We start from the raw sequence: 26,683 nt of genomic DNA on the forward strand, positions 1-26,683 counted from the left end.
CGCGAATCACTTGGTGTCCGTTCTGCCGCGGAGGCTGCGCAAAGGGGTTGGCAATACTCGCCTTAACCACTTGTTAATGACGGCTGGTTCTATTGACCTCGGGGACCAACGCCGGGGATTCGATCATGGCCAAGCGCAAGACCGCCACCGCAAAGACCGTCGAAGCCGCTCCGTCGCTTGAAGCGGCCGAGGCGCTCGCCACCGACACCGGGGCGGAGATCGTCCTGAACACCAATTTCGCGGCCATCGAGCAGGACGCGGTCGCGCTGCTGCACGCCGCCAGTCTGCTGGTCGAGGCCGACACGCCGGAGAAGGCGAGCCACGCGCTGGACCACAATCTTCGCCTTTGGGTCGCCATCAAGACGGTGCTCCAGAACGAAGAGAACACTCTGGACTCCGAGGTCAAGGCGAACCTGCGCAACCTCGCGCAGTACGTCACCGTCACCACCATGGAAGCGACAAAGGGCTCCATCGAAGCGAGCAAGCTGGTGTCGCTGTCGCGCATCAACATGCACATCGCGGAGGGCCTGCTGCACGGCCAGAAGAACCGCATGGTGCAGGAGCGCGCCTACGAGATCTGGGAGCGCGAGGGCCGTCCGAACGGGCGCGAGATGGACCACTGGCTGCTGGCCGAGGCCGAGATCGCCGACCTGCTGAAGAACCGCTGACGAACACACGACGGCCGGATCGGCATGACGCCGCAATCCGGCCATTCCGTCAGGACATGACCACCCGTGTCGCGGCAACGTGACGCGGGTGGTTGCGCTTGATAGCATTCGGGCGTGACTGCGCCCCCCCTCTCCCCCGCCCCCGCCCGTCCCGCGACGCCCCGCCACATCCGTGTGGAGAACATACCGCTCGGCATCGTGATGATGCTGGGATCGGTGCTGCTGTTCTCCGTGATGAACGTGCTGGTGAAGCTGCTCTCGGAGACGTACCCCGTCATCGAGGTGACCTTCTTCCGCAACGCCATGGCGCTGATCCCCGTGGCGGTGGTCATCTCGCTGCAGGGCGGGTGGATCAACAACCTGCGCACCGAACGGCCGATGGGCCATGTCTGGCGCTCGGTCGTCGGACTGACCGCGATGTCGCTGACCTTCTGGTCCTTCAATCTGCTGCCGCTGGGCGACGCGGTGGCGCTGAACTTCTCGGCCCCGCTGTTCCTCACCGCCCTGTCGGTGCCGCTGCTCGGCGAGAAGGTCGGCATTTACCGGTGGAGCGCGGTGCTGGTCGGCTTCGTCGGCGTTCTCATCATGGTCCAGCCGTCGGGCGAGATGCTGACCCATCTGGGCGCCTTGGTCGCGCTCGGCGCCGCCTTCTGCCAGTCCTTCGCCATGGTGGCGATCCGCCAGCTCAGCAAGACCGAGCGCGCCAACACGATCGTCTTCTACTTCACGGCGATCACCACCCTGATCCTGGCGCTGGTCATGCCCTTCGTGTGGGTCACCCCGCGCAGCCTGACCGATTTCGCCCTGCTGTCGGCCACCGGCGTGCTGGGCGGCGGCGCCCAGCTTTTCCTGACGCGGGCCTATTCGCTGGCCCCTGCGGCCGTGGTGGCGCCCTTCAACTACGCCGCGCTGCTGTGGGCCGTGCTGTTCGGCTGGCTGCTGTGGAACGAGATGCCGACCCTGCACATGGTGTCGGGAGCCGCGGTGGTGGCGGTGAGCGGCCTTTACATCCTGCACCGCGAGACCCGCCGCCGCCTTCCCCCCAGCCCCCCCGCGATGGGCGGCGGCGGCGACTGATCTCCGGAGCCAGCCGGCCTCACTCCGCCGGCTGCAGGGAGCGTTCCATCGCCCCGGCGAGTTGGCGCGGGGTTACCGGCTTGTGCATCAGACCGAAGCCGTGGCGCACGGCGTCGCGCTGGCATTCCGGTCCGGTCTCTCCGGTCACGACGATCGCCGGAATCTCGGCGTCGAACAGCCGGCGGATGTCGAGGATGGCGTCCGTGCCGACCTTGCCCTCGCGCAGCCGGTAGTCGGCGATGATGATGTCGGGCTTGCGGCTGACCGACCGCAGCTTGTCCACCGCCTGCTCCCCCGAACCGGCGATCAGAACCTCGTACCCCCATTCGCGCAGGATCGCCTGAAGGCCCAGCAGCACGATGGCATCGTCGTCGATGACCATCGCCAGCCGCTCCTCCCCGGCGTCCGCCACCACCGGGCCAGGCGCCGCGGACACGGCTTCCACGGGTTTCGGCGTTTCGCCCAACGGCACCTCAATGGTGAAGACCGACCCGGCGCCGGGTGTCGAGCGGACGGTCACCGGATGCTCCAGCAGCTGCCCGATGCGCTGCACGATGGCGAGGCCCAGCCCGAGCCCCTGGCTGCGGTCGCGCTCCGGGTTGCCGACCTGATGGAACTCCTCGAAGATGCGGGGCAGATGCTCGCCCGAAATGCCGATTCCGGTATCGGCAACGGTGATCCGCATCCGTCCGCCGATCACCGCGCAGGTGATGACGATGTTGCCCCGCTCCGTGTAGCGGATGGCGTTCTCCACGAGGTTGCGGATCATCCGGCCCAGCAGCACACGGTCGGAGCGGATGTTCTGCGGACACCCCTCCATCGTCCAGTCGAGCCCCTTGCCGCGGGCCACCGGGGCGTAGCCCGCCGCGATGTGGTCGAGCAGCAACGCCACCGGGAAGTCCTCAAGCGTCGGCTTGACCACCCCTGCGTCCAGGCGCGACACGTCGAGCAGGCTGTCCAACAATCCCTTCAGCGCATCCAGCCCGCTTTCCAGGAGACGCAGCGCCTTCATCCCCTTCTCGCCCACCACATGGCCGTGCAGCGCGCCTGAGAACAGGAACAGCGACTGCATCGGCTGGCGCAGGTCGTGGCTGGCGGAGGCAAGGAACTTGGACTTCGACAGGGCTGCCCGCTCCGCCTCCTCCTTGGCGCGGCGCAGGGCGTCCTCGGCCTCCAGCCGGTCGGTCACGTCGGTGTTGGTGCCGAACCACAGCACGACGGCACCGTCGGAGTCGCGCACCGGCAGCGCCCGCGACAGGAACCAGCGAAAAGCGCCGTCCCGTCCGGCCATGGGGAAGGTGTCCTCCCACGGTTCCTCCGTCCGGAAAGACCGCTGGAGACTGGCCGTGACGCGCTCGGCATGGTCGGCGGGAAGGATGCCGTCCCACAGCGGGCCGGTCGCGGAGTCCGCGCTCTCGACGCCCGTATAGTCGCACCAGCGCTGGTTGTACCAGAAGATCCGCCCGTCCGGACGGGCCATCCAGGCGAGCTGCGGGATGGAGTCCGCCAGCGTGCGGAAGCGCAACCCGACCTGCTCCGCCTCCTCCTTCGCCGCCTGCATCGCGGTGCGCGCCTCGAACATGTCGGTGATGTCGGTGGAGGTGCCAAACCAGCGCTCCTCCCCGGTTTCCGGATCGATGATCGGCAGTGCGCGCTGCTTGAACCAGCGGTAGGTTCCGTCGACGCTGCGGATGCGCGCCTCCGTGTCGTAGATCGTCCGCTGCGCGACCGCCTGCATCCAGACGGCGAACATCCGCTCCCTGTCATCGGGATGAATGACCGCAGACCAGCCATTCCCCCGTCCCTCCTCCATCGTCTGGCCGGTGTAGGACAGCCATTGCCGGCTGAGGAAGTCGCAGCCGCCATCCGCCCGGCAGGTCCAGACCATCTGGGGCAACGCCTCCAGGAGCGTGCGGTAGCGGTGCTCGCTGGCCCGCAGGGCCGCCTCCGCCGCGCGGTGGGCGGACACGTCGCGAAAATAGATGGACAGGCCGCCGCCCGCCTGCGGATAGACGTTGAACATCGTCCAGCGCTGGAAGATGCCGGACAGCGCCTCGAACTCCCGCGGCTGCTGGTCGGCCATGGCGGCCTCGAAGGTGCGGATGATGGTGTTGCCGGCGACCTCGGGGAACAGGTCCAGCAGGCAGCGGCCGACGAGGTCCTCGCGCGGGCGGTCGAACATCTCCTGGGCGCGCTTGTTCACATAGGTGATCCGCCATTCGCGATCGATCGCGTAGAAGGCGTCGCCGATGCTCTCCAGGATCTGGTTCGCCTGCTCCACCGCGCGTTCCAGCGCCCGTTCGGCGAGAAGGCGCTTGCTGATGTCCTGAAAATAGATGGCCAGCCCGACGGACGACGGAAAAACCCGCAGGTAGAGCCAGACGCCGAGCGGCGCGAAATAGGCTTCGAACTCGTCGGGGTGACGGTCCCTCATGGCTGTTTGAAGGCGGTCCCAGAGCACCGTCCCCATGGCGTCAGGGAAGGCTTCCCACAGCCGCTGGCCGGTCAGGTCGCTGCTGCCGCCCATCAGGCCGCGCGCGCGCCCGTTCATGTAGACGATGCGCCAGGACCGGTCGAGTTCGAAGACACCGTCGGTCGTGCTCTCCAGAATGGCGTGGGACCGCCGGTCGGCCTCCGCCGCGGCCTCGGCCACCCGGGCGCGCCGTTCCGCCGCCTCCCGCCGGTCGTGGGAACGGGCGAGAACCCAAGCGACCAGCGCAGCCACCGCCAGCGCACCCAACCCGCCACCGGCGACCGTGTAGATCGTGCGCCGTGCCATCGCCTGGATCGGCTCGGCCGGAGTGCCGAATGCCAGGAGCCAACCGGACGCGGCGACGGAGCCGGCCTTCGCCGACAGCATTTCCTCTCCTCTCCGGGTGCGGGACAGGAAGAATTCCTCGCCGCTCTTCAGCGCCTGGACCAGGGAGTCGGGTGCCGGCTGTCCGACCGCCGGATCGAAGGCCGTTTCGGACCTCGTCCGGGCTACGATCCGTCCATCACGGTCGAGAATCGCGCCGACCCAGCTCGGCGTCACCACCTGATCGACCAGGACCTGGCGAAGGGACCAGGCGCGCACATAGGCGGTGAGGACCAGCCGCACCTCGCCCACCCCCCAAACCGGCACGCTGACCGCGAAGACCGGCTCCACCTTACCGGAGGGGTCGCTGATGACCCCGCTGACCCAGACCTCTCCCGACCGGAACACCCGGTCCGCCTGGGCGGCCCGGGCCGCAGGATCGATTCCGCCGGCTTCCGGCTCCTGCGGCCGGTGGAGCAGGGTGACCACACCCTGGCGGTCGCGCACCTCCAGAGCGACCCAATCCGACCGCTGCCTCAGCGCACGATCCGACCGCTCCCTCCAGACGGCGCGGTCGCCGATGTCCAGCGAGCGGGCCGAGGACATGATTTCAAGCGCGCTGCGCGTCATAAGGACGCGCCCGTCCACCGTCCGCACCGCCGCGTCGGTGGCGTGCCGGACCAGTTCCTCTGCCGACCGCTCCTGTTGACGGTCGACCAGCATGACCGAGGCCACCGCAAAGGCAACGAGCGGAAGAAGCGCCAGCAGGGCCACAAAGGGGAGACGAAAGCGCATACCCGATTTTCACGGACTGTTGGTGCCGCCCACTATAGACAGGCACTCAGGCGACTCCCACAAAATCCGCCCGTCTATCACTATTTTCAGAAACAACAACGTGAAATTCTTGAAATACTCAAATGAAAGTTGGATGTGCTACAAAAGGTGGTCGTGTGCGGCGCAACGGCCCGCAACCCCGCACAGCCTTGAATTGTCGATGTCCAAATATCGATGGCGGGCTTGCGGGAATTCGATTTGCCGCGGAGACGGCATGGCTGCACATTGGTCCAATGCCTCAGTCCATGCCCCACTCCGCTTCCGCCGGCCGGAGCGGCGACATCCGCTTCGGCGAGTTCGTCGCGCTCATGGCCCTTTTGATGGCGCTGACGGCGTTGTCCATCGACATCATGCTCGTTGCCTTGCCGGACATTGCCGGTTCGTTCGGGGTGGTGCGTGAGAACGACCGGCAGCTCGTCATCACCGCCTACATGCTGGGTTTCGCCGTCGGGCAGCCCTTCCACGGGCCGCTGTCCGACCGGTTCGGGCGCAAGCCGGTCCTGGCTGCCGGGCTGGTGATCTTCGCCATCGGGTCGCTGGGCGCGGTCTTCGCCCCCAGCTTCACCACGCTGCTCGCCGCCCGCGCGCTTCAGGGCTTTGGCGCCGCCGCCCCGCGCGTCGTCGCCATCGCCATCGTGCGCGACCGCTTCGTCGGGCGCGACATGGCGCGGGTGATGTCCTTCGTGATGATGATCTTCATCATCGTGCCGATCATCGCTCCGGCCCTGGGCGAGGGAATCCTGCATCTCGGCGCATGGCCATGGGTGTTCGGCGCGCTCTTCCTGGCGGGCGTCGCCGCTTTCGCCTGGTCGATGCTGCGGTTGGCGGAAACCCGTGCGGCGGAGGATCGGATGCCGCTGTCCCCCGCGGCGCTCGGCCATGCCTTCCACAAGGTGATGACGACGCGCGCGACGGTCGGCTACACCGCGGCGATGGGCCTGCTGTTCGGCGGACTGCTCAGCTACGTCGGCAGCGCCCAGCAGATTTTCGTGGACGTCTACGGGCTGGGGGCGATGTTTCCGGTGGCCTTCGGCGCGATCGCCGGGGTGATGGCGCTCGCCTCGCTGGTCAACGCGCGGCTGGTCGGGCGGGTCGGCATGCACCGGGTGTCGCACGTCGCCCTGCTCGGCTACACGCTGACCGGCGTCGCCATGGCGCTGCTCGGCTTTCCGGAGCATCCGCCGCTGCTCGGCCTCGGCCTGTTCATGGCGGCGATCTTCTTCTGCTTCGGCCTGATCGCCCCGAACTTCAACGCCATGGCCATGGAACCGCTGGGCCACGTGGCGGGCATGGGATCGTCCTTCGTCGGCTTCTTCAGCACCGGCATGGCGGCGATGGTCGGCTGGATCGTCGGCCAGTCCTTCGACGGCACCGTGCGCCCGCTGACCATCGGCTTCACCGTGCTGGGCGTGCTGGCGCTGCTGACCGTGCTGCTGACGGAGCGCGGGACGCTGATGCGCTCCACCCACGCCGCCGCCGCGCCGCAGCCGGGGGACTGAAGGCGCACGGCGGTCATCGGGGGCGAAACGTCTCTATCCTTGCCGCCATCCTTGCGGCCGGTGTGTCCGATTCGGCATAACGTGCGCGGCGCCCATGTGGGGCGCTGAGCGGGCACCGGCCCATCACGCGCGGGAGGGGACTGTGTTCCGCAAATTCGTCTATCTGCTGGCCCTGGCGCGCGAGCAGCATTTCGGCCGGGCGGCGGAGGCCTGCCACGTCTCCCAGCCGACGCTGTCCAACGCCATCCGCCAGCTCGAGGACGAACTGCGCGTGCCCATCGTCGAGCGCGGGCAGAAATTCTCCGGCTTCACGCCGGAGGGGCTGAAGGTGCTGGAATACGCCCGCCGCATCGTCGCGGAGCGGGACGGGCTCTATCAGGAGCTGACGGCGCTGGGCCAGGGCCTGTCTGGCCATCTGCGGATCGGCGCCATCCCGACCGCCCTGCCCGCCGTCCCCCATGTACTGGCCCGCTTCGCCGAGCGATACCCGCAGATCCGCTCCAGCGTGCGCTCGCTCAGTTCGCGGGACATCCAGCGCGACCTCGACGGGTTCGAGCTGGACGCCGCCGTCACCTATCTCGACAACGAACCGCTGAGCAATGTGCGCACCGTCCCGCTCTTTTCGGAGCGCTACTTCCTGCTGGCCCAACGCCGCCAGGTCCGGGAGGGCGCCGCCAGCATCCGCTGGGCGGACGCGGCGAAGCTGCCGCTGTGCCTGCTCACCCCGGACATGCAGAACCGGCGCATCGCCGACACCGCCTTCCGCATGGCCGACCGGACGGTGGTTCCGCTGATGGAGACGAACTCCATCGTCACCATCTACACCATCGTGCGCAGCGGTCTGGCGGCCAGCGTGGTGCCCAGCCAGCTCCTCACCCTGGTCGCGCTCCACCCCGATCTGGTGGCCCTGCCGCTGACCGAACCGGACCTCACCTACGCCGTGGGACTCGTCTACGCCGACCGCGAACCACCGGCCCCGCTCGCCAAGGCGCTGGCCGCCGTGGCGGCGGAACCGGGCCTCGCCGAGCGTGTCCGCGCTTTGACCGACGAGGCGCTGGCCCCCTGGGGTCTGCCAAAAGGGCTATGATCTCAAAGACATAACCGTGACGCCCGTGTGGTGATAGCGAAACCCTATCACCGCATCAGAAAATCAAATTTGCGTGCCTCCCCCAATGTCCGTAACGCTGACGGACAAGACACCAACGAAGCGCCGCCGATCCAGGTGGGCGCGGGGGAGGAGACCATGAACGCCCGATCTCCATGGAGCGAAGACCGCGCCACGGCGGTGATTGCCGCCAACCGTCACCTGCGCGGGGCCCTGCTGCCGATGCTGCACGCTCTTCAGGAAGAGTTCGGCTGCATCGACGAGGAAGCCATCCCACTGCTGGCGCGTGAGCTGAACCTGTCGCGCGCCGACGTGCACGGGGTGGTGTCCTTCTACCACGAATTCCGCCGCAGCCGTCCCGGCCGCCACACCATCAAGGTCTGCCGGGCCGAGGCCTGCCAGTCGATGAACGCCGACGGGCTGATCGAGCACATCCGCCGCCGCCTGAAGGTGGACTTCCACGAGACCACCGCCGACGACGCCTTCTCCCTGGAGCCGGTCTTCTGCCTGGGCAACTGCGCCCTGGCCCCCGCCGTGATGGTGGACGAGACGCTGCACGGCCGGGTCAGCCCGGCCCGCTTCGACGCCATCACCGCCTCCACCCTGGCCACGGAGGCCGCGCGATGAGCGAGCCCCTGCACACGGTCTACGTGCCGCGCGACGCCGCCGCCCTGTCGGTGGGCGCCGACGAGACCGCCGCCGCCATCCGCGCCGAGGCCACCCGGCGCGGCATCCCGCTCCGCATCGTCCGCAACGGCTCCCGCGGCATGCTGTGGCTGGAGACGCTGGTCGAGGTGGAGACTCCCGAGGGCCGCGTCGCCTACGGCCCGGTGATGGCCGAGGATGTGGCCGGCCTGTTCGACGCCGGCTTCCTGGAGGGCGCCGACCACGCCCTGGCCCACGGCCTGACCGAGAAGATCCCCTTTTTCGCCAAGCAGGAGCGGCTGACCTTCGCCCGCTGCGGCATCATCGACCCGCTGTCGGTCGAGGATTACCGGCTGCACGGCGGCTTCCGCGGGCTGGAGCGGGCGCTCGCCATGACCCCGGCGGAGATCGTCACCGAGGTCACCGACTCCGGCCTGCGCGGCCGCGGCGGCGCCGGCTTCCCGACCGGCATCAAGTGGAACACGGTGCTGAACGCCAAGGCGGACCAGAAATACATCTGCTGCAACGCCGACGAGGGCGACAGCGGCACCTTCGCCGACCGCATGATCATGGAAGGCGACCCCTTCTGCCTGATCGAGGGCATGACCATCGCCGCCATCGCGGTGGGCGCCACCGAGGGCTACATCTACATCCGGTCCGAGTATCCGCACGCCGTCGCGACGATGCGCGAGGCGATCCGGCTGGCCTATGACGAGAAGTGGCTGGGCGACGAGATCCACGGCACCGGCCACCGCTTCCACCTCGACGTCCGCGTCGGCGCCGGCGCCTACATCTGCGGCGAGGAGACCTCCATGCTGGAAAGCCTGGAGGGCAAGCGCGGCACCGTCCGGGCCAAGCCGCCGCTGCCGGCGCTGGAGGGTCTGTTCGGCAAGCCGACCGTCGTCAACAACGTGCTGTCGCTGACCTCCGTCCCGATCATCCTGGACAAGGGCGCCAACCACTACCGCGACTTCGGCGTCGGCCGCTCGCGCGGCACGCTGGCCTTCCAACTCGCCGGCAACATCAAGCACGGCGGCATCGTCGAGAAGGCCTTCGGCGTCACCCTGCACGAGTTGTTGTACGAGTTCGGCGGCGGCACCATCACCGGTCGTCCGATCCGCGCGGTGCAGGCCGGCGGCCCGCTCGGCGCCTATCTGCCGCCCTCGCTGTTCGACCTGCCGAAGGATTACGAGGCCTTCGCGGCGGTCGAGGCGATGGTCGGCCACGGCGGCATCGTCGTCTTCGACGACAGCGTGGACATGGCCAAACAGGCCCGTTTCGCCATGGAGTTCTGCGCCGCCGAATCCTGCGGCAAGTGTACCCCCTGCCGCATCGGCGCGGTGCGCGGCGTCGAGGTGATGGACCGCATCATCGCCGGCGAGAAGGTGCAGGCGAACATCACGCTGCTCAACGACCTGTGCGAGGTCATGACCGACGGCTCGCTCTGCGCCATGGGTGGCATGACGCCCATCCCGGTCCGCAGCGCCCTGAAGCACTTCCCCGAGGATTTCACCCGCAGCCCCGCGGCTGTCGCGGCCGAGTGAGCGGAAAGGACCAGACCCCATGTCCATCCAAGACATCGATTACGGCACCCCGGCCCGCGAGTCCGCCACCATGGTGACGCTGGACATCGACGGCCGCACGGTGACCGTGCCGGAAGGCACCTCGGTGATGCGCGCGGCGATGGAAGCCGGCATCACCGTACCGAAGCTCTGCGCCACCGACATGCTGGACGCCTATGGCTCCTGCCGCCTGTGCATGGTGGAGATCGAGGGGCGGCGCGGCACGCCGGCCTCCTGCACCACGCCGGTCGCCCCGGGCATGAAGGTGCACACCCAGAATGAGCGTCTGGGCCGGCTGCGCCGCGGCGTGATGGAGCTGTACATCTCCGACCACCCGCTGGACTGCCTGACCTGCCCGACCAACGGCAATTGCGAGCTCCAGGACATGGCCGGCGCGGTCGGCCTGCGCAACGTCCGCTACGGCTACGAGGGTGAGAACCACCGCGCCGCCGTGAAGGACGAGAGCAACCCCTACTTCACCTTCGACCCGTCCAAGTGCATCGTCTGCTCGCGGTGCGTGCGGGCCTGCGGCGAGGTCCAGGGTACCTTCGCCCTGACCATCGACGGGCGCGGCTTCGACAGCAAGGTGTCGCCGGGCGCGCTCGAACAGTTCATGGACAGCGAGTGCGTGTCCTGCGGCGCCTGCGTCCAGGCCTGCCCGACCGCGACCCTGACCGAGAAGTCGCTGATCGAGCTGGGCCAGCCCGAGCACAGCGTCATCACCACCTGCGCCTATTGCGGCGTCGGCTGCTCCTTCAAGGCGGAGATGAAGGGCACCACCGTGGTCCGCATGGTCCCCCACAAGGACGGCGGCGCCAACGAGGGCCATTCCTGCGTCAAGGGCCGCTTCGCCTGGGGCTACGCCACCCACGCCGACCGCCAGACGCAGCCGATGATCCGCGAGAGCATCGACGATCCGTGGCGCGTCGTGTCCTGGGAGGAGGCGATCACCTACGCCGCCACCCGCCTGCGCGCGGTCCAGCAGAAGTACGGCCGCGGTTCCATCGGCGGCATCACCTCGTCCCGTTGCACGAACGAGGAGGTGTATGTCGTCCAGAAGATGATCCGCGCCGCCTTCGGCAACAACAACGTCGACACCTGCGCCCGCGTCTGCCACTCCCCGACCGGCTACGGCCTGAAGCAGACCTTCGGCACCTCCGCCGGCACCCAGGACTTCAAGAGCGTCGACAAGTCCGACGTGATCCTGGTCATCGGCGCCAACCCGACGGACGGCCATCCGGTCTTCGGCTCTCGCATGAAGAAGCGGCTGCGCCAGGGCGCCAAGCTGATCGTCATCGACCCGCGCCGCATCGACCTCGTGCGCAGCCCGCACGTCTCGGCCACGCACCACCTCCAGCTCCGTCCCGGCACCAACGTCGCCGCGATGAACGCGCTGGCCCATGTGATCGTGACCGAGGATCTGGTCGACCGCAACTTCGTGGCCGACCGGTGCGACCCGATGGAGTTCGCCCGTTGGGAGGCCTTCGTCCGCGATCCGCGCCACTCCCCGGAGAACACCGAGCAGTACACCGGCATCCCGGCGGCCGAGATGCGCGCGGCGGCCCGGCTCTACGCCACCGGCGGCAACGCGGCGATCTATTACGGCCTGGGCGTGACCGAGCACAGCCAGGGCTCGACCGCGGTGATGGGCATGGCGAACCTCGCCATGGCGACCGGCAACATCGGGCGTGACGGCGTCGGCGTGAACCCGCTGCGCGGTCAGAACAACGTCCAGGGCTCCTGCGACATGGGCTCCTTCCCGCACGAGCTGACCGGCTACCGCCACGTTTCCGACGACGTGGTCCGCCAGCAGTTCGAGGAGGTGTGGAACGCCGCTCTCGACCCCGAGCCGGGCCTGCGCATCCCCAACATGTTCGACTCCGCGGTGGACGGCACCTTCATGGGCCTGTTCGTCCAGGGCGAGGACATCGCCCAATCCGATCCGAACACCCAGCATGTGTTCGCCGCCCTGCGGGCCATGGAGATCGTCGTGGTGCAGGACCTGTTCCTGAACGAGACCGCGGCCTTCGCCCATGTCTTCCTGCCCGGCACCTCCTTCCTGGAGAAGGACGGCACCTTCACCAACGCCGAGCGCCGGATCAACCGCGTCCGCCCGGTGATGCCGTCCAAGACCGGCAAGCAGGAATGGGAGGTCGTCTGCGATCTGGCCACCGCCATGGGCTATCCCATGTTCTACCGCAGCGGCGCGCAGATCATGGACGAGATCGCCCGCCTGACCCCGACCTTCTCCGGCGTCAGCTTCGCGAAGCTGGACCGGGTGGGCAGCGTGCAGTGGCCCTGCACCGACGAGGACTCGGTCGGCACGCCGATCATGCACGCCGACGGCTTCGTCCGCGGCCAGGGCCGCTTCATGATCACCGAGTATGTGCCGACGGAGGAGCGCGCCTCGCGCTTCTACCCGCTGATCCTGACGACGGGGCGCATCCTCAGCCACTACAACGTCGGCGCCCAGACCCGTCGCACCGCCAACGTGGCGTGGCACCCGGAGGACATCCTGGAGGTCCACGCCCACGACGCCGAGGAGCGGGGCATCCGCGACGGCGATCTGGTGTCCATCGCCAGCCGCATCGGCGCCACCACACTGCGGGCGCGCATCTCCGACCGGATGCCGCAGGGGGTGGTCTACACCACCTTCCACCACCCGGTTACGGGGGCCAACGTGGTCACCACCGAGAACTCGGATTGGGCCACCAACTGCCCCGAATACAAGGTGACCGCGGTGCAGGTGACGCTGAGCAACCACCCGTCCGATTGGCAGATCCGCCGCGGCGATCTGGTGGAAGTGGCGGCGGAGTAATCCGAACCCCTCTCCCGTCCCGGGAGAGGGTGAACGCGAAGCGGCCGGGTGAGGGTCGTCCAGAGATCAGTGGATGACACTTGTCAGCACCCTCACCCTTCCCGCGCTGCGCGCAGGCCCCTTCCCTCTCCCGGGGCGGGAGAGGGAAAACAGGAGACCAACGATGCAGTCACTCGCCCATTCCCTGCCGGCCAGCGGCACCGGCTTTCCGGAAGCGGCCAATCAGGCTGACGTGACGTGGCTGGTCGCCGAGGAGACTCCGGTGGCATTCGAATACAACGGACGCTCCCACGCCGTGATGATGGCGACGCCGGCCGATCTGGAGGACTTCGCGCTGGGCTTCAGCCTGTGCGAGGAAATCGTCGGCAGCGCCGCCGACATCGACCGCATCGACGTCCGCCCGGTGGAGGACGGCATCGTCCTGTCCATCGAAGCCGACCCGTTGCGTCTTCTGCGCGGTTCGCTCCGCCGCCGTTCCATGGAAGGGCGGAGCGGCTGCGGCCTGTGCGGGATCGACAGCCTCGCCAACGCGGTGCGCGAGCCGCCGCGGGTGATGGCGGGCTTCACCCCGTCGGTGGCGGCGGTGGCCGCCGCCTTTGCCGCCCTGCCTGACCACCAGCCGATGAACCGCGCCAACAAGTCCCTGCACGCCGCGGCCTGGGCCGGGCCGGACGGGCGCATCGTGACGGCGCGCGAGGATGTTGGTCGCCACAACGCGCTCGACAAGCTGGCCGGCGCGCTGGCCCGTGTGGGGATTGACCCGTCCGGCGGTTTCGCGGTGATGAGCAGCCGGTGCAGCTTCGAGCTGGTCCAGAAGGCCGCGACCATCGGCATCCCCATGCTCGCCACCATTTCCGCCCCCACGGCGCTGGCGCTGAAGCTCGCCCGCGCCGCCGGCATGACGCTGGCCGCCCGCGCCCGCGGCAACGGCGTCATGCTGTTCCGTTAAAACGCCATTTCCGGGAGCCGACCCATGGACACAACACGCGAAATCGTCCGCATGGCGAACCAGATCGCCGGTTATTTCCAGTCCTACCCGCAGGACGAGGCGGTGGCCGAGACCGCCGGCCACATCCGCGCCTTCTGGGAGCCGCGCATGCGCCAGCGCCTGCTGGACCACAGCAGCGCGGGCGGCGAAGGCCTGCATGAGATCGTCACCCAGGCGGTCGAGCGGCTGAAGGGGCCGACCGTGGGAAGCGCGTAGGAACGCGTAGCCCCCACCCCGGCCCTCCCCCGCTTTCGCAGGGGAGGGAGAAAAAAGTCCCCTCCCCTGCGAAGCGGGGGAGGGTTAGGGAGGGGGCAACAGCACCTCTCCTGTTCAGGCCCGCTGGCTCAGCAACCCCTTGAGCACGCGCGTCAGCAGATCCGCCAGTTGGAACTGCTCCGGCCCCGGCAGGGCCGCGATGACCGCGGCGAAATCCTTCAACGGGTCGTATTCGAGAAGGGCCAACGCCTTATCCGTGGGATGAAGCTGCACGACGCGGCGGTCCTCCGGCACCGGGACGCGCGTCAGCAACTCCTTCGTCACCAAAACCTCGACCATTTGGGACGCCGCGCCGCGGGTCGTCGCGTGGAAGTCGGCGAAGGCGGACACCGTCCGCTGGCTGTCATTGGCCCGCGCGAAATAGCGCAGCGCCGTCCACTGCGACGGCTTCAAACCCTGCGTATAGCCCATGCTGTCGGCGATGTGACCGATGTGCATCATGACCTCGGCGATCGCCTGCGCCGATGCCAGGGACTGGGGGCTTTTCGACATGGCAGCGGGGTCTCGACAGTTGTCTAAATTTGACCCGGAGCGCAGCGAGACGCCGTCCGCGAGTCTGTACGATGCAGAGACTATATGGTTACAAAACTAACATACCCCAGTAGGCAAGTCCACGACTCCCCCACCCCCGACGACGGGGCGCACACTACGGCATCGGGTCAGTAAACGAAACATTGACCTTGAAGCCCATCCAGCACAAGGTGTCGCACCCCCCTGTGGCGCCATCCGGACCTCCGGACCGGTGCGGAGACAACGCAGGGCACCTACCCCCTCGTGTCGGGTCTGCGCCGCGCGTTTTGTCTGGCGTTGCGCCGCGACTCGCCTATATATGCGCGCCATGACCAGCACCCCCCCGTCCATTCCCGGTTTCAAGACCAACCCGGCCTCCTCCCCCAAGGTGGGGATCGTCAGCCTGGGCTGCCCCAAAGCGCTCGTCGACTCCGAGCGCATCCTCACGCGCCTGCGTGCCGAAGGCTACGACATCTCGCCGTCCTACGACGGCGCCGACGTCGTGCTGGTCAACACCTGCGGCTTCCTCGATTCCGCCAAGAAGGAATCGCTGGAGGCCATCGGCGAAGCGATCAAGGAAAACGGCCGGGTCATCGTGACCGGCTGCATGGGCGTGGAATCGGACATGATCCGGCAGGTCCATCCGGACGTGCTGGCCGTCACCGGCCCCCACCAGTACGAGCAGGTGGTCAACGCCGTGCATGACGCCGTGCCGCCGGTCCACGACCCCTTCACCGATCTGGTGCCGCCGGAAGGGCTGCGGCTGACCCCGCGCCACTACGCCTATCTGAAGATTTCCGAGGGCTGCAACAACCGCTGCAGCTTCTGCATCATCCCGTCCCTGCGCGGCGATCTGGTCAGCCGTCCGGTCGTCTCGGTCCTGCGCGAGGCGGAGAAGCTGGCGACCGCCGGCGTCAAGGAGCTGCTGGTTATCTCCCAGGACACCAGCGCCTACGGCATCGACCGCAAATACGCGGAAGAGGACTGGTACGGGCGCAAGGTGAAAGCCCGCTTCATCGACCTCTGTCGCGAGCTGGCGAACTTCGACGTCTGGGTGCGCCTGCACTACGTCTACCCCTACCCGCATGTGGACGAGGTGATCCCGCTGATGGCGGAGGGCCGCATCCTCCCCTATCTGGACATCCCGTTCCAGCACGCCTCCCCCACCGTGCTGAAGGCGATGCGCCGCCCGGCGGCCCAGGAGAAGCAGCTCGACCGCATCCGGAAGTGGCGGCAGGAATGCCCGCATCTGGTGCTGCGCTCCACCTTCATCACCGGCTTCCCCGGCGAGACGGAGGAGGATTTCCAGTTCATGCTGGACTGGCTGAAGGAGGCGCAGCTCGACCGCGTCGGCTGCTTCAAGTACGAGCCGGTCGACGGCGCCACCGCCAATGACCTGCCCGGCGCCGTTCCGGAAGAGGTCAAGCAGGAGCGCTGGGAGCGCTTCATGGAGACCCAGAAGGCGATCAGCGCGGAGCGGCTCCAGCAGAAGGTCGGCTTCACGCTGGGCGTCCTCATCGACGAGGTCGACGAGGAGGGAGCCATCGGCCGTTCCTACGCCGACGCGCCGGAAATCGACGGCAACGTCTTCCTGAACGGCGAGACGAATGTGAAGCCGGGCGACATCGTGGACGTGACCATCGAGCACGCCGACGAGTACGATCTCTGGGGCTCCATCGAACGCGCCGAGTAAGGGTTTCGCCAAAAGCAAAAGGGCCGGGACGGCGACGCCTCCCGGCCCTTTTGCTGTCCGCAGATTCAGGAGCACACTCAGTACAGCCGCCCGCCGTTCGGCACGCCCTGCCCCGGCCCGACCAGCACCACTTCGCCCTCGGCATCCGGGAGACCCAGGCAAAGAACCTCGCTGGTGAAGGGGCCGATGCGCTTGGGCGGGAAGTTCACCACGCCCAACACCTGCCGGCCTACCAGCTCGTCGAGCGTGTAGTGGCGCGTGATCTGGGCGGAACTGCGCCGGGTCCCGATCTCCGGCCCGAAATCGATGGTCAGCTTGTAGGCGGGCTTGCGCGCCTCCGGAAAGGGCTCCGCCGCGGTGATGGTGCCGACGCGGATGTCCACCTTCAGGAAATCGTCGTAATTGATGGTCACGGGTCTCGTCCCTGCCCTGTTGCGGTTGTTACGGTTTCATTCGTCGCGGGCAAGGCTAGCATCGGCGGCGCCGAAGCTGAAACGCGAAAGGGCCGCCCCGGTGGGCGGCCCTTTGCGGCACTCTCCGGCGGGAGAGGTGCTTACTTCTTGGCGATGGCGGCCTTGACCTCGTCCAGGCTCTCCGACACGCGCTTGGACAGCACGTCGGCGGCCTCGGTGTTGGACTTGGCGACCAGCTCGGCCAGTTCCTTGATGTTCGACAGGGCCTTCTCGAAGGCGACCTTGACCAGCTCGGCCTGCTTGGCGGCCTTCTCTTCCGGCGTGCCGGCGGCGGCGACCTGGTTCACGTAGCTGCCGGCCTCCTCGACGGAGGAGCGGACGATCTCGGCCTGGCGGCGGAGCACGGCCTGCAGACCTTCGATCGCCAGCTGGTTGGCGGCGGTCACCGCCTCGATGTTCTTGCGCTGGCTCGCCAGGATGGACTCGACGTCGAGGCCGGGCACCTTGTACTCGCCCAGCACCTTGGACAGATCGAATTCGAGGAACGGGTTACCGGTCTGCTTGGCCATGGTTCTCACCCCCGACGAAAGGATTCATTAGGCGTGCTGCGGCGCAGCAAACCTGTGGCGCGACTATGCAGATTGCCAAAAAGATAGTCAACGCCCTTGTGCGTCGCACCAGGGGTTACACTGCGTCCCACGGAACCTCAACCGGTGGACGCGCTTCCTGGTTCCCTGGCCGGTTCCCCGGCGCCCTGCGGCGCCGTTTGCGATTCGGAGGAAGAGGCTCGCCCAGATCTGCGGCTTAATGCCCCAGCCCAGCGTTCCGCCCGCCGCAGTTCGGAATCGAGCGCCGCCATGGTCCGCGACAGGTCGGCGCTGTCGTCCTCGAGGAAGACGCGCATGACCCGTGCCTGCACCGCGCCCAGACCGGCCACCAGAAGGGCGCCGCCGGTCCGGTCGGCTTCCACCCCGGCGGCGCGCAGCATCCAAGCCATCGACCGTCCGAAATGGCGGGAGAAGGCCAGCGCGGTCAGCGGCTCCCGCCGCAGGTCGCGAACGACCGAGCGCAACCCGTCCCGGTAGGGGAGCAGCGCGTCGTAGCGGCGCATCATCACGTCGAACAGCCGGTCGCGGGCGCTCTCGTCCGGACCGACCGGGGCATCGTCGGCGAGGACCGTGGTGTCGGCGACCCGCGACACGGCGGCCAGCACGTCGGAGCGGTCGGGAAAGCGGCGGTAGAAGACATCGGGCGGCACCCCCGCCGCCCGCGCGATCGCCAGCAGCCCGATATTGCGCCAGCCCTGCCCGGCGGCGAGCCGCATCGCCGCCGCGGCCACCCGCTGGTCCAGCGCGTCGGCGCCTCCTTTCCCCGCGGCGTTCTTCGCAGCGTCGGGGGCGTCAGGATCGGTTTTCCAGGGGGTGTCGGCGGTGTCGTCCATGGGGTCGAACCTCGTGGTCAGCCTGTCCCCATGATGTGGGACGCCCGCGCCGCACCTCAACCGGGGCGGCAGAAGGGGAAGGGCTCGACGCGTTTCATATAGGTGGGAATCCAGCCGCACTGGCCAGCGGGGTTGGGCAGCCGGATCGCCTCGATGGCCGGCCAGACCTGGGCGACCACCACCACCAGCGCCACCATGCCGACAAGCCAGCGGCGCGTCCGGGCGCGCTCCAGCAGGCCGGGCAGGCGCAGCAGCACCCAGGCCGCGGCCAGCCCCGTCAGCGGGTCGGTGTAGGCGGCATAGGCCCGCTGGAAGCCGCGCAGGGAGAACAGCGTCTCTAAACCCCAGGCGACCAGCAGCAGAAGCGCCGCCTGCGCCGCAGCCACCCGCTCCCCCCGGCGCCACAGAACGATGCAGCCACCGATGATGAACCACTCCACCACGACGGTCTGCGGGATGTTGTCGGGGTGGAGGACGATCGTGCGGATCGCCAGCGTGCGCCACAGCCCCTTAGCCAGCAACGTCACCAGCCCGTCGGACAGCACCTGCTCCTGCCCCTGGAGCGCAGCCTGATGCTTCCAGGTGGTGAAGACGAACATGTGCTCGATCAGGTTGGCGACGGCGATGACGTTCTGCTCATGCGGGCGGATCGTCAGGGCGAGCACACCCAGCGCCAGCCCGAGCGCGACCGCCGCGATGGCCGCCACCGCGTAGGACAGGCGCACCCGCCACACCGCCGCGTAGACGGCCATGCCGAGAACGACCCATCCGACGATGATCCCCTGATAGACCCCCGACAGCCCGCCGCCGACCGGGCGGTAGGGGTAGAGCGACTGCCCGGCGCTGGCGATGCCGTGCTGGATCAGGGCCACCGCGGGCAGCGCCGCCGCGGCGGCGGCCAGCCCCAGAATCGCGGCGGCGATCCAGTGGGGACCGCCCTCCCCGGTGAAGCGCCGCCCGAAGGCCAGCGCAATGACCGGAATGCCGAGCGCCAGGAAGATCGCCTGGATCTTCGTCACCACCGCCAGCCCGGCCAGCAGCCCGGCCAGCCCGAGAAGCAGCAGAGGCCGCCATCCCGGTGCGGTGCGGATGGTGACCAGCACCAGAAGAAGCGCCGTCACCACGAAGGAGGCCGACAGCAGGTCGGTGCGCATCTGCCGCGCCTGGGTGGACAGGCCGATGCCGAACGCCATCACCACGGCGGCCAGGAAGGCTACCCGGCGGTCGCCGACCAGCGTGCGGACGAGGTTGGCGTAGACCAGCGCGAAACCGGTGGTGACGAGGATGGACAGCGCCCGCCCGGCCTCGACCAGATTCTGCCAGGCCGCATTGTAGGCGGTGTCGTCGGCGGCGGGCGGCAGGCCGGACAGGGAGACGACCGGCATCAGCCCCAGCGCGTGCAGCAGCCGGTACCAGACCTCGATCACCAGAAAGTAAGTGTAGCCGGGATGGTCGAAATACTCCTGGGGAAGCCCCTCGTTGAACAGCAGCCCATGATAGGCCAGCACCAGATCCTGATCGGCGTGCGACCAGTAGGGGGTGCGGAAGCCGATCGCCAGGGCCGACAGCACCATCATCACCGCAAGCGCCGCGCACAGCCCCCACCAGGGCCAGCGGGCCAGCAGGCCGGCGCCGGGCATCCCGGCGGAGCGATCGGGCATGACCGTATGGGGGGAGGCGGCGCCGCGGTCCAGGGATGGCATGATCGGAGTATGTCCGGAGGTTACACGCCAGCGGTTTGTGCACGATTCCGGACGGTTTTGGAACCGCGGCGGCGGCAGGCTGTTTTTTGCGGACCTGCAACTCCTGATCGCTCAATCCCACTGCCTGTAAGGAACGGTGCCAGCCCGATGCCTGATTCCGACGACCGTCCGTCACCCCGTTCCACCGCCCCCGTCTCCCAAGGCGCCCCCGGCCAGGACCCTGACGGGACGAGGCCCCCATCCTCCGGCCGCGCCCTGGTCATCCTGCCGGTCCTGCCCACCCGCCCCGACGATGGAAACGGTCCGGCGCGCCAGCCCGACGCGCGGCTATCCGAAGCGATCGCGCTCGCCCAGGCCATCCGCCTGGAGGTGCCGCACGCCGAAGTGATCCGCATCGCCCGTCCCGACCCCGCCACGTTGTTCGGGCGCGGCACCGCCGAGCGGATCGGCGGCATGGTGGAGGCCTTCCACGCCGATCTGGTGGTGATCGACCATCCTTTGAGCCCGGTGCAGCAGCGCAACCTGGAACGCCGCTGCATGGCCAAGGTGATCGACCGCACCGGCCTGATCCTGGAAATCTTCGGGGAACGCGCCCACACCCGCGAGGGCCAATTGCAGGTCGAGCTGGCGGCCCTGACCTACCAGCGCTCGCGGCTGGTGCGGTCCTGGACCCACCTGGAGCGGCAGCGCGGCGGCTTCGGCTTCCTGGGCGGCCCCGGCGAAAGCCAGCTCGAACTCGACCGCCGCCTGATCGCCGAGCGAATCTCGCGCCTGAAGTCGGACCTGGAGGAGGTGCGGCGGACCCGCAAGTTGCACCGCTCCGCCCGGCAGCGCGGCGGCACGCCGCTGGTGGCGTTGGTCGGCTACACCAACGCCGGCAAATCGACGCTGTTCAACCGGCTGTCCGGCGCCGGCGTCACCGCCGAGGACATGCTGTTCGCCACGCTCGACCCCACGGTGCGCCGGATCGCGCTCTCCTCCGGCAAGACCATGGCCCTGTCGGACACGGTGGGCTTCGTGTCGGAGTTGCCGACCCAGCTCGTCGCCGCCTTCCGAGCCACTCTGGAGGAGGTGCAGGCTGCCGATTTGATCCTGCATGTCCGCGACGTCTCGCACCCCGACACGGCGGCGCAGAAGGCGGACGTGGATTCGGTGCTGGCCGACCTCGGGATCGACGCCGCCAACGACCCGCGGGTGGTGGAGGTCCTGAACAAGACCGACCAGATGCCGGCGACGGCCCGCGGCGCGCTCCACATGCGCCTCGCCAACCAGCGGATGATGGAGGGAGAGGAACGCGCTGTCGCCGTGTCCGCCCTGACCGGGGAGGGGCTGGACGACCTGCTGGAATTGCTGGATCGGCGCGTATCGGCCGAGCGGCAGGTGCTGGAGCTGAGCGTCAACCTGTCGGACGGACGCGCCCTGGCGTGGCTCTACGAGCATGGGCAGGTGCTGGACCGGCGGGACGAGGACGGGCAGGCGCATGTTCATGTGGCACTGGCCCCCGCCGACGCCGCCCGCTTCGAAAGCCGCTTCGTCGGACAGGAGAGCCGCTGACGGGGCATCTCCCGCTATTCGGCCTTCTGTTTCGGATGGTTTGAAACCACTGCCGCTCTCCTGCGTTGTGACGGGCAGGCCGGTCCGTGACCCCGACCCGCCATGACCAGGAGGAGACAGCCCCATGACTGAAAAGCCGGGCCAGGATCGGGCCGAGCGCGTGCGCCGCCGCGCCCACGACATCTGGGAGCGGGAGGGACGTCCCGAAGGTCAGCACGATGAGCATTGGGCCCAGGCTGAAGCCGAGGTGGACGACGAGATCCGCGCCGAGCGGCAGAGCGAGGAGACGGAAAGCAGCGCCCCGGATACCCCGCCGAAACGGCGTTCCAAGGCGACGCCCAAGATGACGGCTGCGAAGCCGGCTTCCGCGAAGGCGAATCCGGCGCCCAAAGCCGCTCGCGGCAGCGGCACGCGGGCGGCGGCGGAGAATCTGTCGGCGGTGGCCGCCGGACGGACGGAGCAGACCGGCACGACCAAGACGGGCGGCCAGATCTCCCGCGGCGGGGCGGCCAGCGGGAAGCCGGGCAAGGCGTCGCGCCGGGACGCGTCGGGCGGCTGACCGGGCGGGGCGCTCCCCCCTTCCCGTTCTCCGCAAAGCTCCTATGCCCCGCCTGCCGGAAAATGGGGCCCAAAAGGGAACGAGAGGTCTGGTTTCCGCCCTTCGGGATTGCTAGTGTTGCTGCCCCTGCGCATCCGCACGCAATGTTCGATCCCTGAGGTAGAGACATGCCGCATTATCGCTCCCGCACTTCCACGCACGGCCGCAACATGGCGGGCGCCCGCGGCCTGTGGCGCGCGACGGGCATGAAGGACGGCGATTTCGGCAAGCCGATCATCGCGATCGCCAACTCCTTCACCCAGTTCGTGCCGGGGCACGTCCACCTGAAGGATCTGGGCCAGCTCGTCGCCCGCGAGATCGAGAAGGCCGGCGGCGTCGCCAAGGAGTTCAACACCATCGCCGTGGACGACGGCATCGCCATGGGCCACGACGGCATGCTCTACAGCCTGCCCTCGCGCGAGCTGATCGCCGACGCCGTCGAGTACATGGTGAACGCCCACTGCGCCGACGCGCTGGTCTGCATCTCCAACTGCGACAAGATCACCCCCGGCATGCTGATGGCCGCCATGCGGCTGAACATTCCGGCGGTCTTCGTGTCCGGCGGACCGATGGAGGCCGGCAAGGTCAACTGGCGCGGCAAGACCAAGGCCGTGGACCTGATCGACGCGATGGTCGCCGCCGCCGACCCGACGGTGACCGACGAGGAGGCGGCGGTCATGGAGCGCGGGTCCTGCCCGACCTGCGGCTCCTGCTCCGGCATGTTCACCGCCAACTCGATGAACTGCCTGACCGAGGCGCTGGGCCTCTCGCTGCCCGGCAACGGCACCATCCTGGCGACCCACGCCGACCGCAAGGAGCTGTTCCTGGCCGCCGGCCGCATGGCGGTGGAGCTGTGCCGCCGCTGGTACCAGGAGGAGGACGCCACCGCCCTGCCCCGCGGCATCGCCACCTTCGAGGCGTTCGAAAACGCCATGACGCTCGACATCGCCATGGGCGGCTCCACCAACACGGTGCTGCACCTGCTGGCCGCCGCGCAGGAGGGCCAGGTGCCCTTCACCATGGCCGACATCGACCGGCTGTCGCGCCGCGTTCCCAACGTCTGCAAGGTCGCCCCGGCGGTGTCCGACGTCCACATCGAGGACGTGCACAAGGCCGGCGGCATCTTCGGCATCCTCGGCGAACTCGACCGCGGCGGGCTGCTGAACCGCGACGTCGCGACCGTCCACGCCAAGACCCTGGGCGACGCGCTGGACCGCTGGGACGTCAAGCGCACCCAGGACGAGGGCGTCCACACCATGTTCAAGGCCGCCCCCGGCGGCATCCCGACGACCATCGCCTTCAGCCAGGAGAAGCGCTGGCCGGAACTGGACCTCGACCGCGACAAGGGCGTCATCCGCTCCGTCGAGAGCGCCTTCAGCAAGGACGGCGGCCTCGCCGTGCTGTTCGGCAACATCGCCGAGAAGGGCTGCATCGTGAAGACGGCGGGCGTCGACGCCTCCAACCTCGTCTTCGCCGGCCCGGCCCGCGTTTTCGAAAGCCAGGACGCGGCGGTCGAGGCCATCCTGGGCGACACCGTCAAGGCGGGCGAGGTGGTGGTCATCCGCTACGAAGGCCCGCGCGGCGGCCCCGGCATGCAGGAGATGCTCTATCCGACGAGCTACCTGAAGTCCAAGGGGCTTGGCAAGGCCTGCGCCCTGGTCACCGACGGCCGATTCTCCGGCGGCACGTCGGGCCTGTCGATCGGCCACGCCTCGCCGGAAGCGGCGCAGGGCGGCGCCATCGGCCTCGTCCAGAACGGTGACCGGATCGAGATCGACATCCCCAACCGCAAGATCAACCTCGCTGTGTCCGACGAAGAGCTGCAGCGCCGCCGCGACGCCGAGAACGCCAAGGGCGCCGATGCCTGGAAGCCGGCCAACCGCAACCGCATCGTCTCGCCGGCGCTGCGCGCCTACGCCGCCCTGACCACCAGCGCCGACCGCGGGGCGGTCCGTGACGTGTCGCAGGTCGAAGGCATCGCCGTGAAGCGCTGACACGGCGCCGAAGGCGCAACCGAAGGATCCCAAACCTTCCGGTTAAGACCTTCGGCAAGGTTGTGAACACAACCCACAACAACGGACGGCACCGAGGCAATCCACGGTGCCGTTTCTCTTTATGAGGGTAACGGGTGACAGAAAGCCATGCGGCAGTATGTCTCCTATCCTCCCACCCCATAGCCAAAAGAAGCGCAGGCCTTCCATCGCGAAATCTGTCATCGTCCTTGCGCATGCTCCAGCATGCCGGAACGGGATTCGCGTTCCGGAAGATCAACACCACGGGGAAACCGATGGTCCAGCCGCGGTCCGTCGTCCGGGATGATGTCGACGCGACACCCAAGGGTGTCGCGCTCCGTCATGCGCTGGCGGACATCGCGGATGCCCTGCGCCGCGCCGAGGAAGGCATCGGTTCCATCCTGGCCGTGACGGCGGCGGCGGAGGATGCCGGCCGCCTGATTGGCGCCCTCGTCCACAGCCCCGTCACCACCGGCTTCAGCGTCCTGCGCTGGCCGCAATCCCTTCTGCCGCCGCTGGGAGAACCCGACGATCTCGAAGCGGTGGCCCTCAGCCTGCTGCCTTTGGCCGATGGCCCTGAGATCGAAGCCCGTCGCGACATCGCCCGGGCTGCCGAACGCGGCGGCGGTGAGTTGGCTGGGGAGGCGGTGCGCGGCCTCCTGGGCCTTCCGTCGCTCCAATCGCTCTGGCTGGGGCTGGACGGCGCGCAGAGGGCGGAATTCCAGGTGGAGGGGCTGGCCGCCGCCATACTGGACCTGTGTTATGAGCGTCCCGTCCTGATCGTGGTGGAGAACGTCCAATGGGCGCGCGGCTTGACGGTGCCGCTGCTCAATGCTTTGAGCAACACCGTCGAGGACGCACGGCTGTGTCTGCTGGCCATCGGTTCTCCGGCGTCTTGCGCGCGGCCCGGCGGCTGGATGCCCCCCGGCACAGCACGGCTCATGGCCCTGCCGGAAGCGAACGGCGGACCAGCCGGCGGAGCCGGCATGGATGTGGATGATCCGGCGCGGCACGCCGTCTTGTTGGACGCGCTGCGCCGGGACCGGCGACCGCAACGGATCGAGTGGATGGCCCATCACGCTCCATTGGCCGGGGAATGGGCCCTGGCCTGCGCCTGCGCGCGGCACGCCGGACAGCGGGCGGAGGCGGACTGCCGACCCGCCGACGCCGCTCGTCACTACATGGACGCGCTGGCCGCGCTGGACCGCTTGCCCGAGACCCGGCGGAACGCGCAACGCCGGATCGACCTATGGACCGCCTTGGCCCGCACCCGACCCCATTCGGATGGTAGCGCGATCAAGGCGGCGGAAAGAGCCCATGCGCTTGCCGAAGGCCTTGGCGACGGAATGCGTTCCGCGCTTGCCCTGTCGATTCTGGCAACCCTGCGTTGGGTCGGCGGCGACCTGTCGGAGGCCCGGCGGACGGGCCTGCGGGCTTTGCGGATCTGGCGGCACATTCAAAGCCCCAGGCAGCAGGTTCAAACGCTCATCAATCTGGGCCGTGGCTTGACCGAAGCGGGCCGCTTTCGTCACGCCAACACCGTTCTACGCGCCGCCGCCGACTTGGCTGCCGACTTGGCCGCCGACCCGGCGCACCAGGGGGAGGCGCGCCGCCTCCACGGCCCGACAGCGTTGGCGTCTGTGTGCATCGCCGCGCACCGGGCGCGCTGCCGGGCGGAACTGGGCGAGCCGGAGGAAGCGCTGCGGCTCGCCCGTGCGGCGCTCGCCCAGGCGGAGCACAGCGGCCACGCCGCGTCACGCGCCCTGGCCTGTCTGCATCTTGGCTGGGCCGCGTTGACCGGAGAGCGCTACGCCATGGCGGTCGAGCCGTTGAAACAGGCCGTCGCCATCACCGAGACGATCCGCCTGCACGCCTGCCAGCCTCTCGTCCTCGGCGCGCTGGGCTACGCCCTGGTCCGCACCGGAGCGCTCAACGACGGAGCATCCCTGCTGCTGGGCAGCCGGGAGCATGCCCGGATGCTCGGCATCCGGCGCCACGAGCCGCAGATTCTCATCTGGATCGCCGAGGCCGCCCTGCTCTCCGGCCAACCGGAGGACACCGTCCGCAACGCCCGCGACGCTGCCGAAAAGGCCGCGAGTGCCGGTCAGGCGGGTGATGAGGCTTGGGCGCGACTCGCGCTGGCCCAGGGACTGTACGCGCAGGGGGACTTCGCCGCGGCCCGGCAGTCCGCGGATGTCGCCGCCCGCATCGCCGCACAGCGCTCGATGGCGCCGTTGCTGACGCAATGCGCCGAACTGCGCAAAACCGCAAAGCCCGGCTGAAGACCGGTGGCCAAGCGCTGAACGGACGCCACGAAGATCGAACTTAATTTGCCAAGCACCCGTATAAAAGGCGGTGCGTTCGCATACGAATCTCCCTATCGTAGTCCTTCTCCTCTACGGACGGCATCGTCCGTTCCCCGCTTTCGAAACGGACAACCGCCGCATATGACTCTTGCCCAGCTTTCCCGGTTGCGCGGGCACAAGGGTT

General features: G+C 68.6%; 20 protein-coding genes. 14 read left to right on the plus strand and 6 right to left on the minus strand.

The features are described from left to right. Window positions 1–125 precede the first annotated feature (125 nt). Both ACFPMG_RS08760 and ACFPMG_RS08765 read left to right on the plus strand, forming a co-directional pair. Complete coding sequence (locus ACFPMG_RS08760) at window positions 126–668, plus strand: DUF2934 domain-containing protein (RefSeq protein WP_376994780.1); 543 nt, start codon at window positions 126–128, stop codon at window positions 666–668. Window positions 669–782: 114 nt separating this feature from the next. Further along, the gene (locus ACFPMG_RS08765) at window positions 783–1,745 is read left to right on the plus strand and encodes a DMT family transporter (RefSeq protein ID WP_376994781.1); all 963 of its coding nucleotides are present in this window, start codon (window positions 783–785) and stop codon (window positions 1,743–1,745) included. Window positions 1,746–1,764: 19 nt separating this feature from the next. Here the strand turns inward: ACFPMG_RS08765 and ACFPMG_RS08770 are convergent, their stop codons facing one another. Next, entirely contained in the window at window positions 1,765–5,337 is a 3,573-nt protein-coding gene (locus ACFPMG_RS08770) for a hybrid sensor histidine kinase/response regulator (RefSeq protein ID WP_376994782.1), read from the minus strand. 284 nt (window positions 5,338–5,621) lie between these two features. Here ACFPMG_RS08770 and ACFPMG_RS08775 point away from each other — a divergent pair, with 284 nt between their 5' ends. The 7 genes from ACFPMG_RS08775 (at window position 5,622) to ACFPMG_RS08805 (ending at window position 14,209) form a co-directional block, all read left to right on the plus strand. Beyond that, a complete protein-coding gene (locus ACFPMG_RS08775; protein WP_376994783.1) occupies window positions 5,622–6,875 on the plus strand; it encodes a multidrug effflux MFS transporter in 1,254 nt (417 codons plus the stop codon). 142 nt (window positions 6,876–7,017) lie between these two features. Continuing rightward, on the plus strand, window positions 7,018–7,962 hold the full coding sequence (locus tag ACFPMG_RS08780) for a LysR family transcriptional regulator (RefSeq protein ID WP_376994784.1): 945 nt from the start codon (window positions 7,018–7,020) through the stop codon (window positions 7,960–7,962). A gap of 156 nt (window positions 7,963–8,118) precedes the next feature. Further along, entirely contained in the window at window positions 8,119–8,607 is a 489-nt protein-coding gene (locus ACFPMG_RS08785; protein ID WP_014197167.1) for a formate dehydrogenase subunit gamma, read from the plus strand. Then, complete coding sequence (locus ACFPMG_RS08790; protein ID WP_376994785.1) at window positions 8,604–10,169, plus strand: formate dehydrogenase beta subunit; 1,566 nt, start codon at window positions 8,604–8,606, stop codon at window positions 10,167–10,169. The genes ACFPMG_RS08785 and ACFPMG_RS08790 overlap by 4 nt, the downstream gene beginning before the upstream one ends. A 19-nt stretch (window positions 10,170–10,188) precedes the next feature. Beyond that, window positions 10,189–13,005: a formate dehydrogenase subunit alpha gene (fdhF, locus tag ACFPMG_RS08795; protein ID WP_376994786.1), complete on the plus strand. Its 2,817-nt coding sequence runs from the start codon at window positions 10,189–10,191 to the stop codon at window positions 13,003–13,005. 163 nt (window positions 13,006–13,168) lie between these two features. Beyond that, window positions 13,169–13,954, plus strand: a complete 786-nt coding sequence (gene fdhD / locus ACFPMG_RS08800; protein WP_376994787.1) for a formate dehydrogenase accessory sulfurtransferase FdhD — start codon at window positions 13,169–13,171, stop codon at window positions 13,952–13,954. 24 nt (window positions 13,955–13,978) lie between these two features. Beyond that, entirely contained in the window at window positions 13,979–14,209 is a 231-nt protein-coding gene (locus tag ACFPMG_RS08805) for a formate dehydrogenase subunit delta (RefSeq protein WP_376994788.1), read from the plus strand. 114 nt (window positions 14,210–14,323) lie between these two features. Here the strand turns inward: ACFPMG_RS08805 and ACFPMG_RS08810 are convergent, their stop codons facing one another. Further along, entirely contained in the window at window positions 14,324–14,761 is a 438-nt protein-coding gene (locus ACFPMG_RS08810) for a MarR family winged helix-turn-helix transcriptional regulator (RefSeq protein ID WP_376994789.1), read from the minus strand. 346 nt (window positions 14,762–15,107) lie between these two features. On the opposite strand from ACFPMG_RS08810, the gene rimO reads away from it, so the two are divergent. After that, complete coding sequence (gene rimO, locus ACFPMG_RS08815) at window positions 15,108–16,472, plus strand: 30S ribosomal protein S12 methylthiotransferase RimO (RefSeq protein WP_376994790.1); 1,365 nt, start codon at window positions 15,108–15,110, stop codon at window positions 16,470–16,472. A 77-nt stretch (window positions 16,473–16,549) separates the two neighbouring features. On the opposite strand, the gene ACFPMG_RS08820 is transcribed toward rimO, so the two are convergent. From ACFPMG_RS08820 to ACFPMG_RS08835, 4 genes are all read right to left on the minus strand, one after another. Beyond that, on the minus strand, window positions 16,550–16,885 hold the full coding sequence (locus tag ACFPMG_RS08820; RefSeq protein ID WP_376994791.1) for a tRNA-binding protein: 336 nt from the start codon (window positions 16,883–16,885) through the stop codon (window positions 16,550–16,552). 140 nt (window positions 16,886–17,025) lie between these two features. Next, a complete protein-coding gene (locus ACFPMG_RS08825) occupies window positions 17,026–17,454 on the minus strand; it encodes a phasin family protein (protein ID WP_376994792.1) in 429 nt (142 codons plus the stop codon). 137 nt (window positions 17,455–17,591) lie between these two features. Next, window positions 17,592–18,326 carry a TetR family transcriptional regulator gene (locus ACFPMG_RS08830; RefSeq protein WP_376994793.1) on the minus strand — a complete coding sequence of 245 codons (735 nt, stop codon included), beginning with the start codon at window positions 18,324–18,326 and terminating at the stop codon, window positions 17,592–17,594. 56 nt (window positions 18,327–18,382) lie between these two features. After that, a complete protein-coding gene (locus tag ACFPMG_RS08835) occupies window positions 18,383–20,029 on the minus strand; it encodes a hypothetical protein (protein ID WP_376994794.1) in 1,647 nt (548 codons plus the stop codon). Window positions 20,030–20,176: 147 nt separating this feature from the next. Between ACFPMG_RS08835 and hflX the strand changes: the two genes are divergently transcribed. From hflX to ACFPMG_RS08855, 4 genes are all read left to right on the plus strand, one after another. Then, window positions 20,177–21,583, plus strand: a complete 1,407-nt coding sequence (gene hflX / locus ACFPMG_RS08840) for a GTPase HflX (protein ID WP_376994795.1) — start codon at window positions 20,177–20,179, stop codon at window positions 21,581–21,583. Window positions 21,584–21,707: 124 nt separating this feature from the next. Beyond that, window positions 21,708–22,142: a DUF2934 domain-containing protein gene (locus tag ACFPMG_RS08845; protein ID WP_376994796.1), complete on the plus strand. Its 435-nt coding sequence runs from the start codon at window positions 21,708–21,710 to the stop codon at window positions 22,140–22,142. A 167-nt stretch (window positions 22,143–22,309) separates the two neighbouring features. After that, complete coding sequence (gene ilvD / locus ACFPMG_RS08850) at window positions 22,310–24,175, plus strand: dihydroxy-acid dehydratase (RefSeq protein ID WP_376994797.1); 1,866 nt, start codon at window positions 22,310–22,312, stop codon at window positions 24,173–24,175. Window positions 24,176–24,468: 293 nt separating this feature from the next. Then, a complete protein-coding gene (locus ACFPMG_RS08855; protein WP_376994798.1) occupies window positions 24,469–26,475 on the plus strand; it encodes a hypothetical protein in 2,007 nt (668 codons plus the stop codon). Window positions 26,476–26,683 lie beyond the last annotated feature (208 nt).

The organism is Azospirillum himalayense (assembly GCF_042657465.1).
Classification (GTDB): Bacteria; Pseudomonadota; Alphaproteobacteria; order Azospirillales; family Azospirillaceae; genus Azospirillum; species Azospirillum himalayense.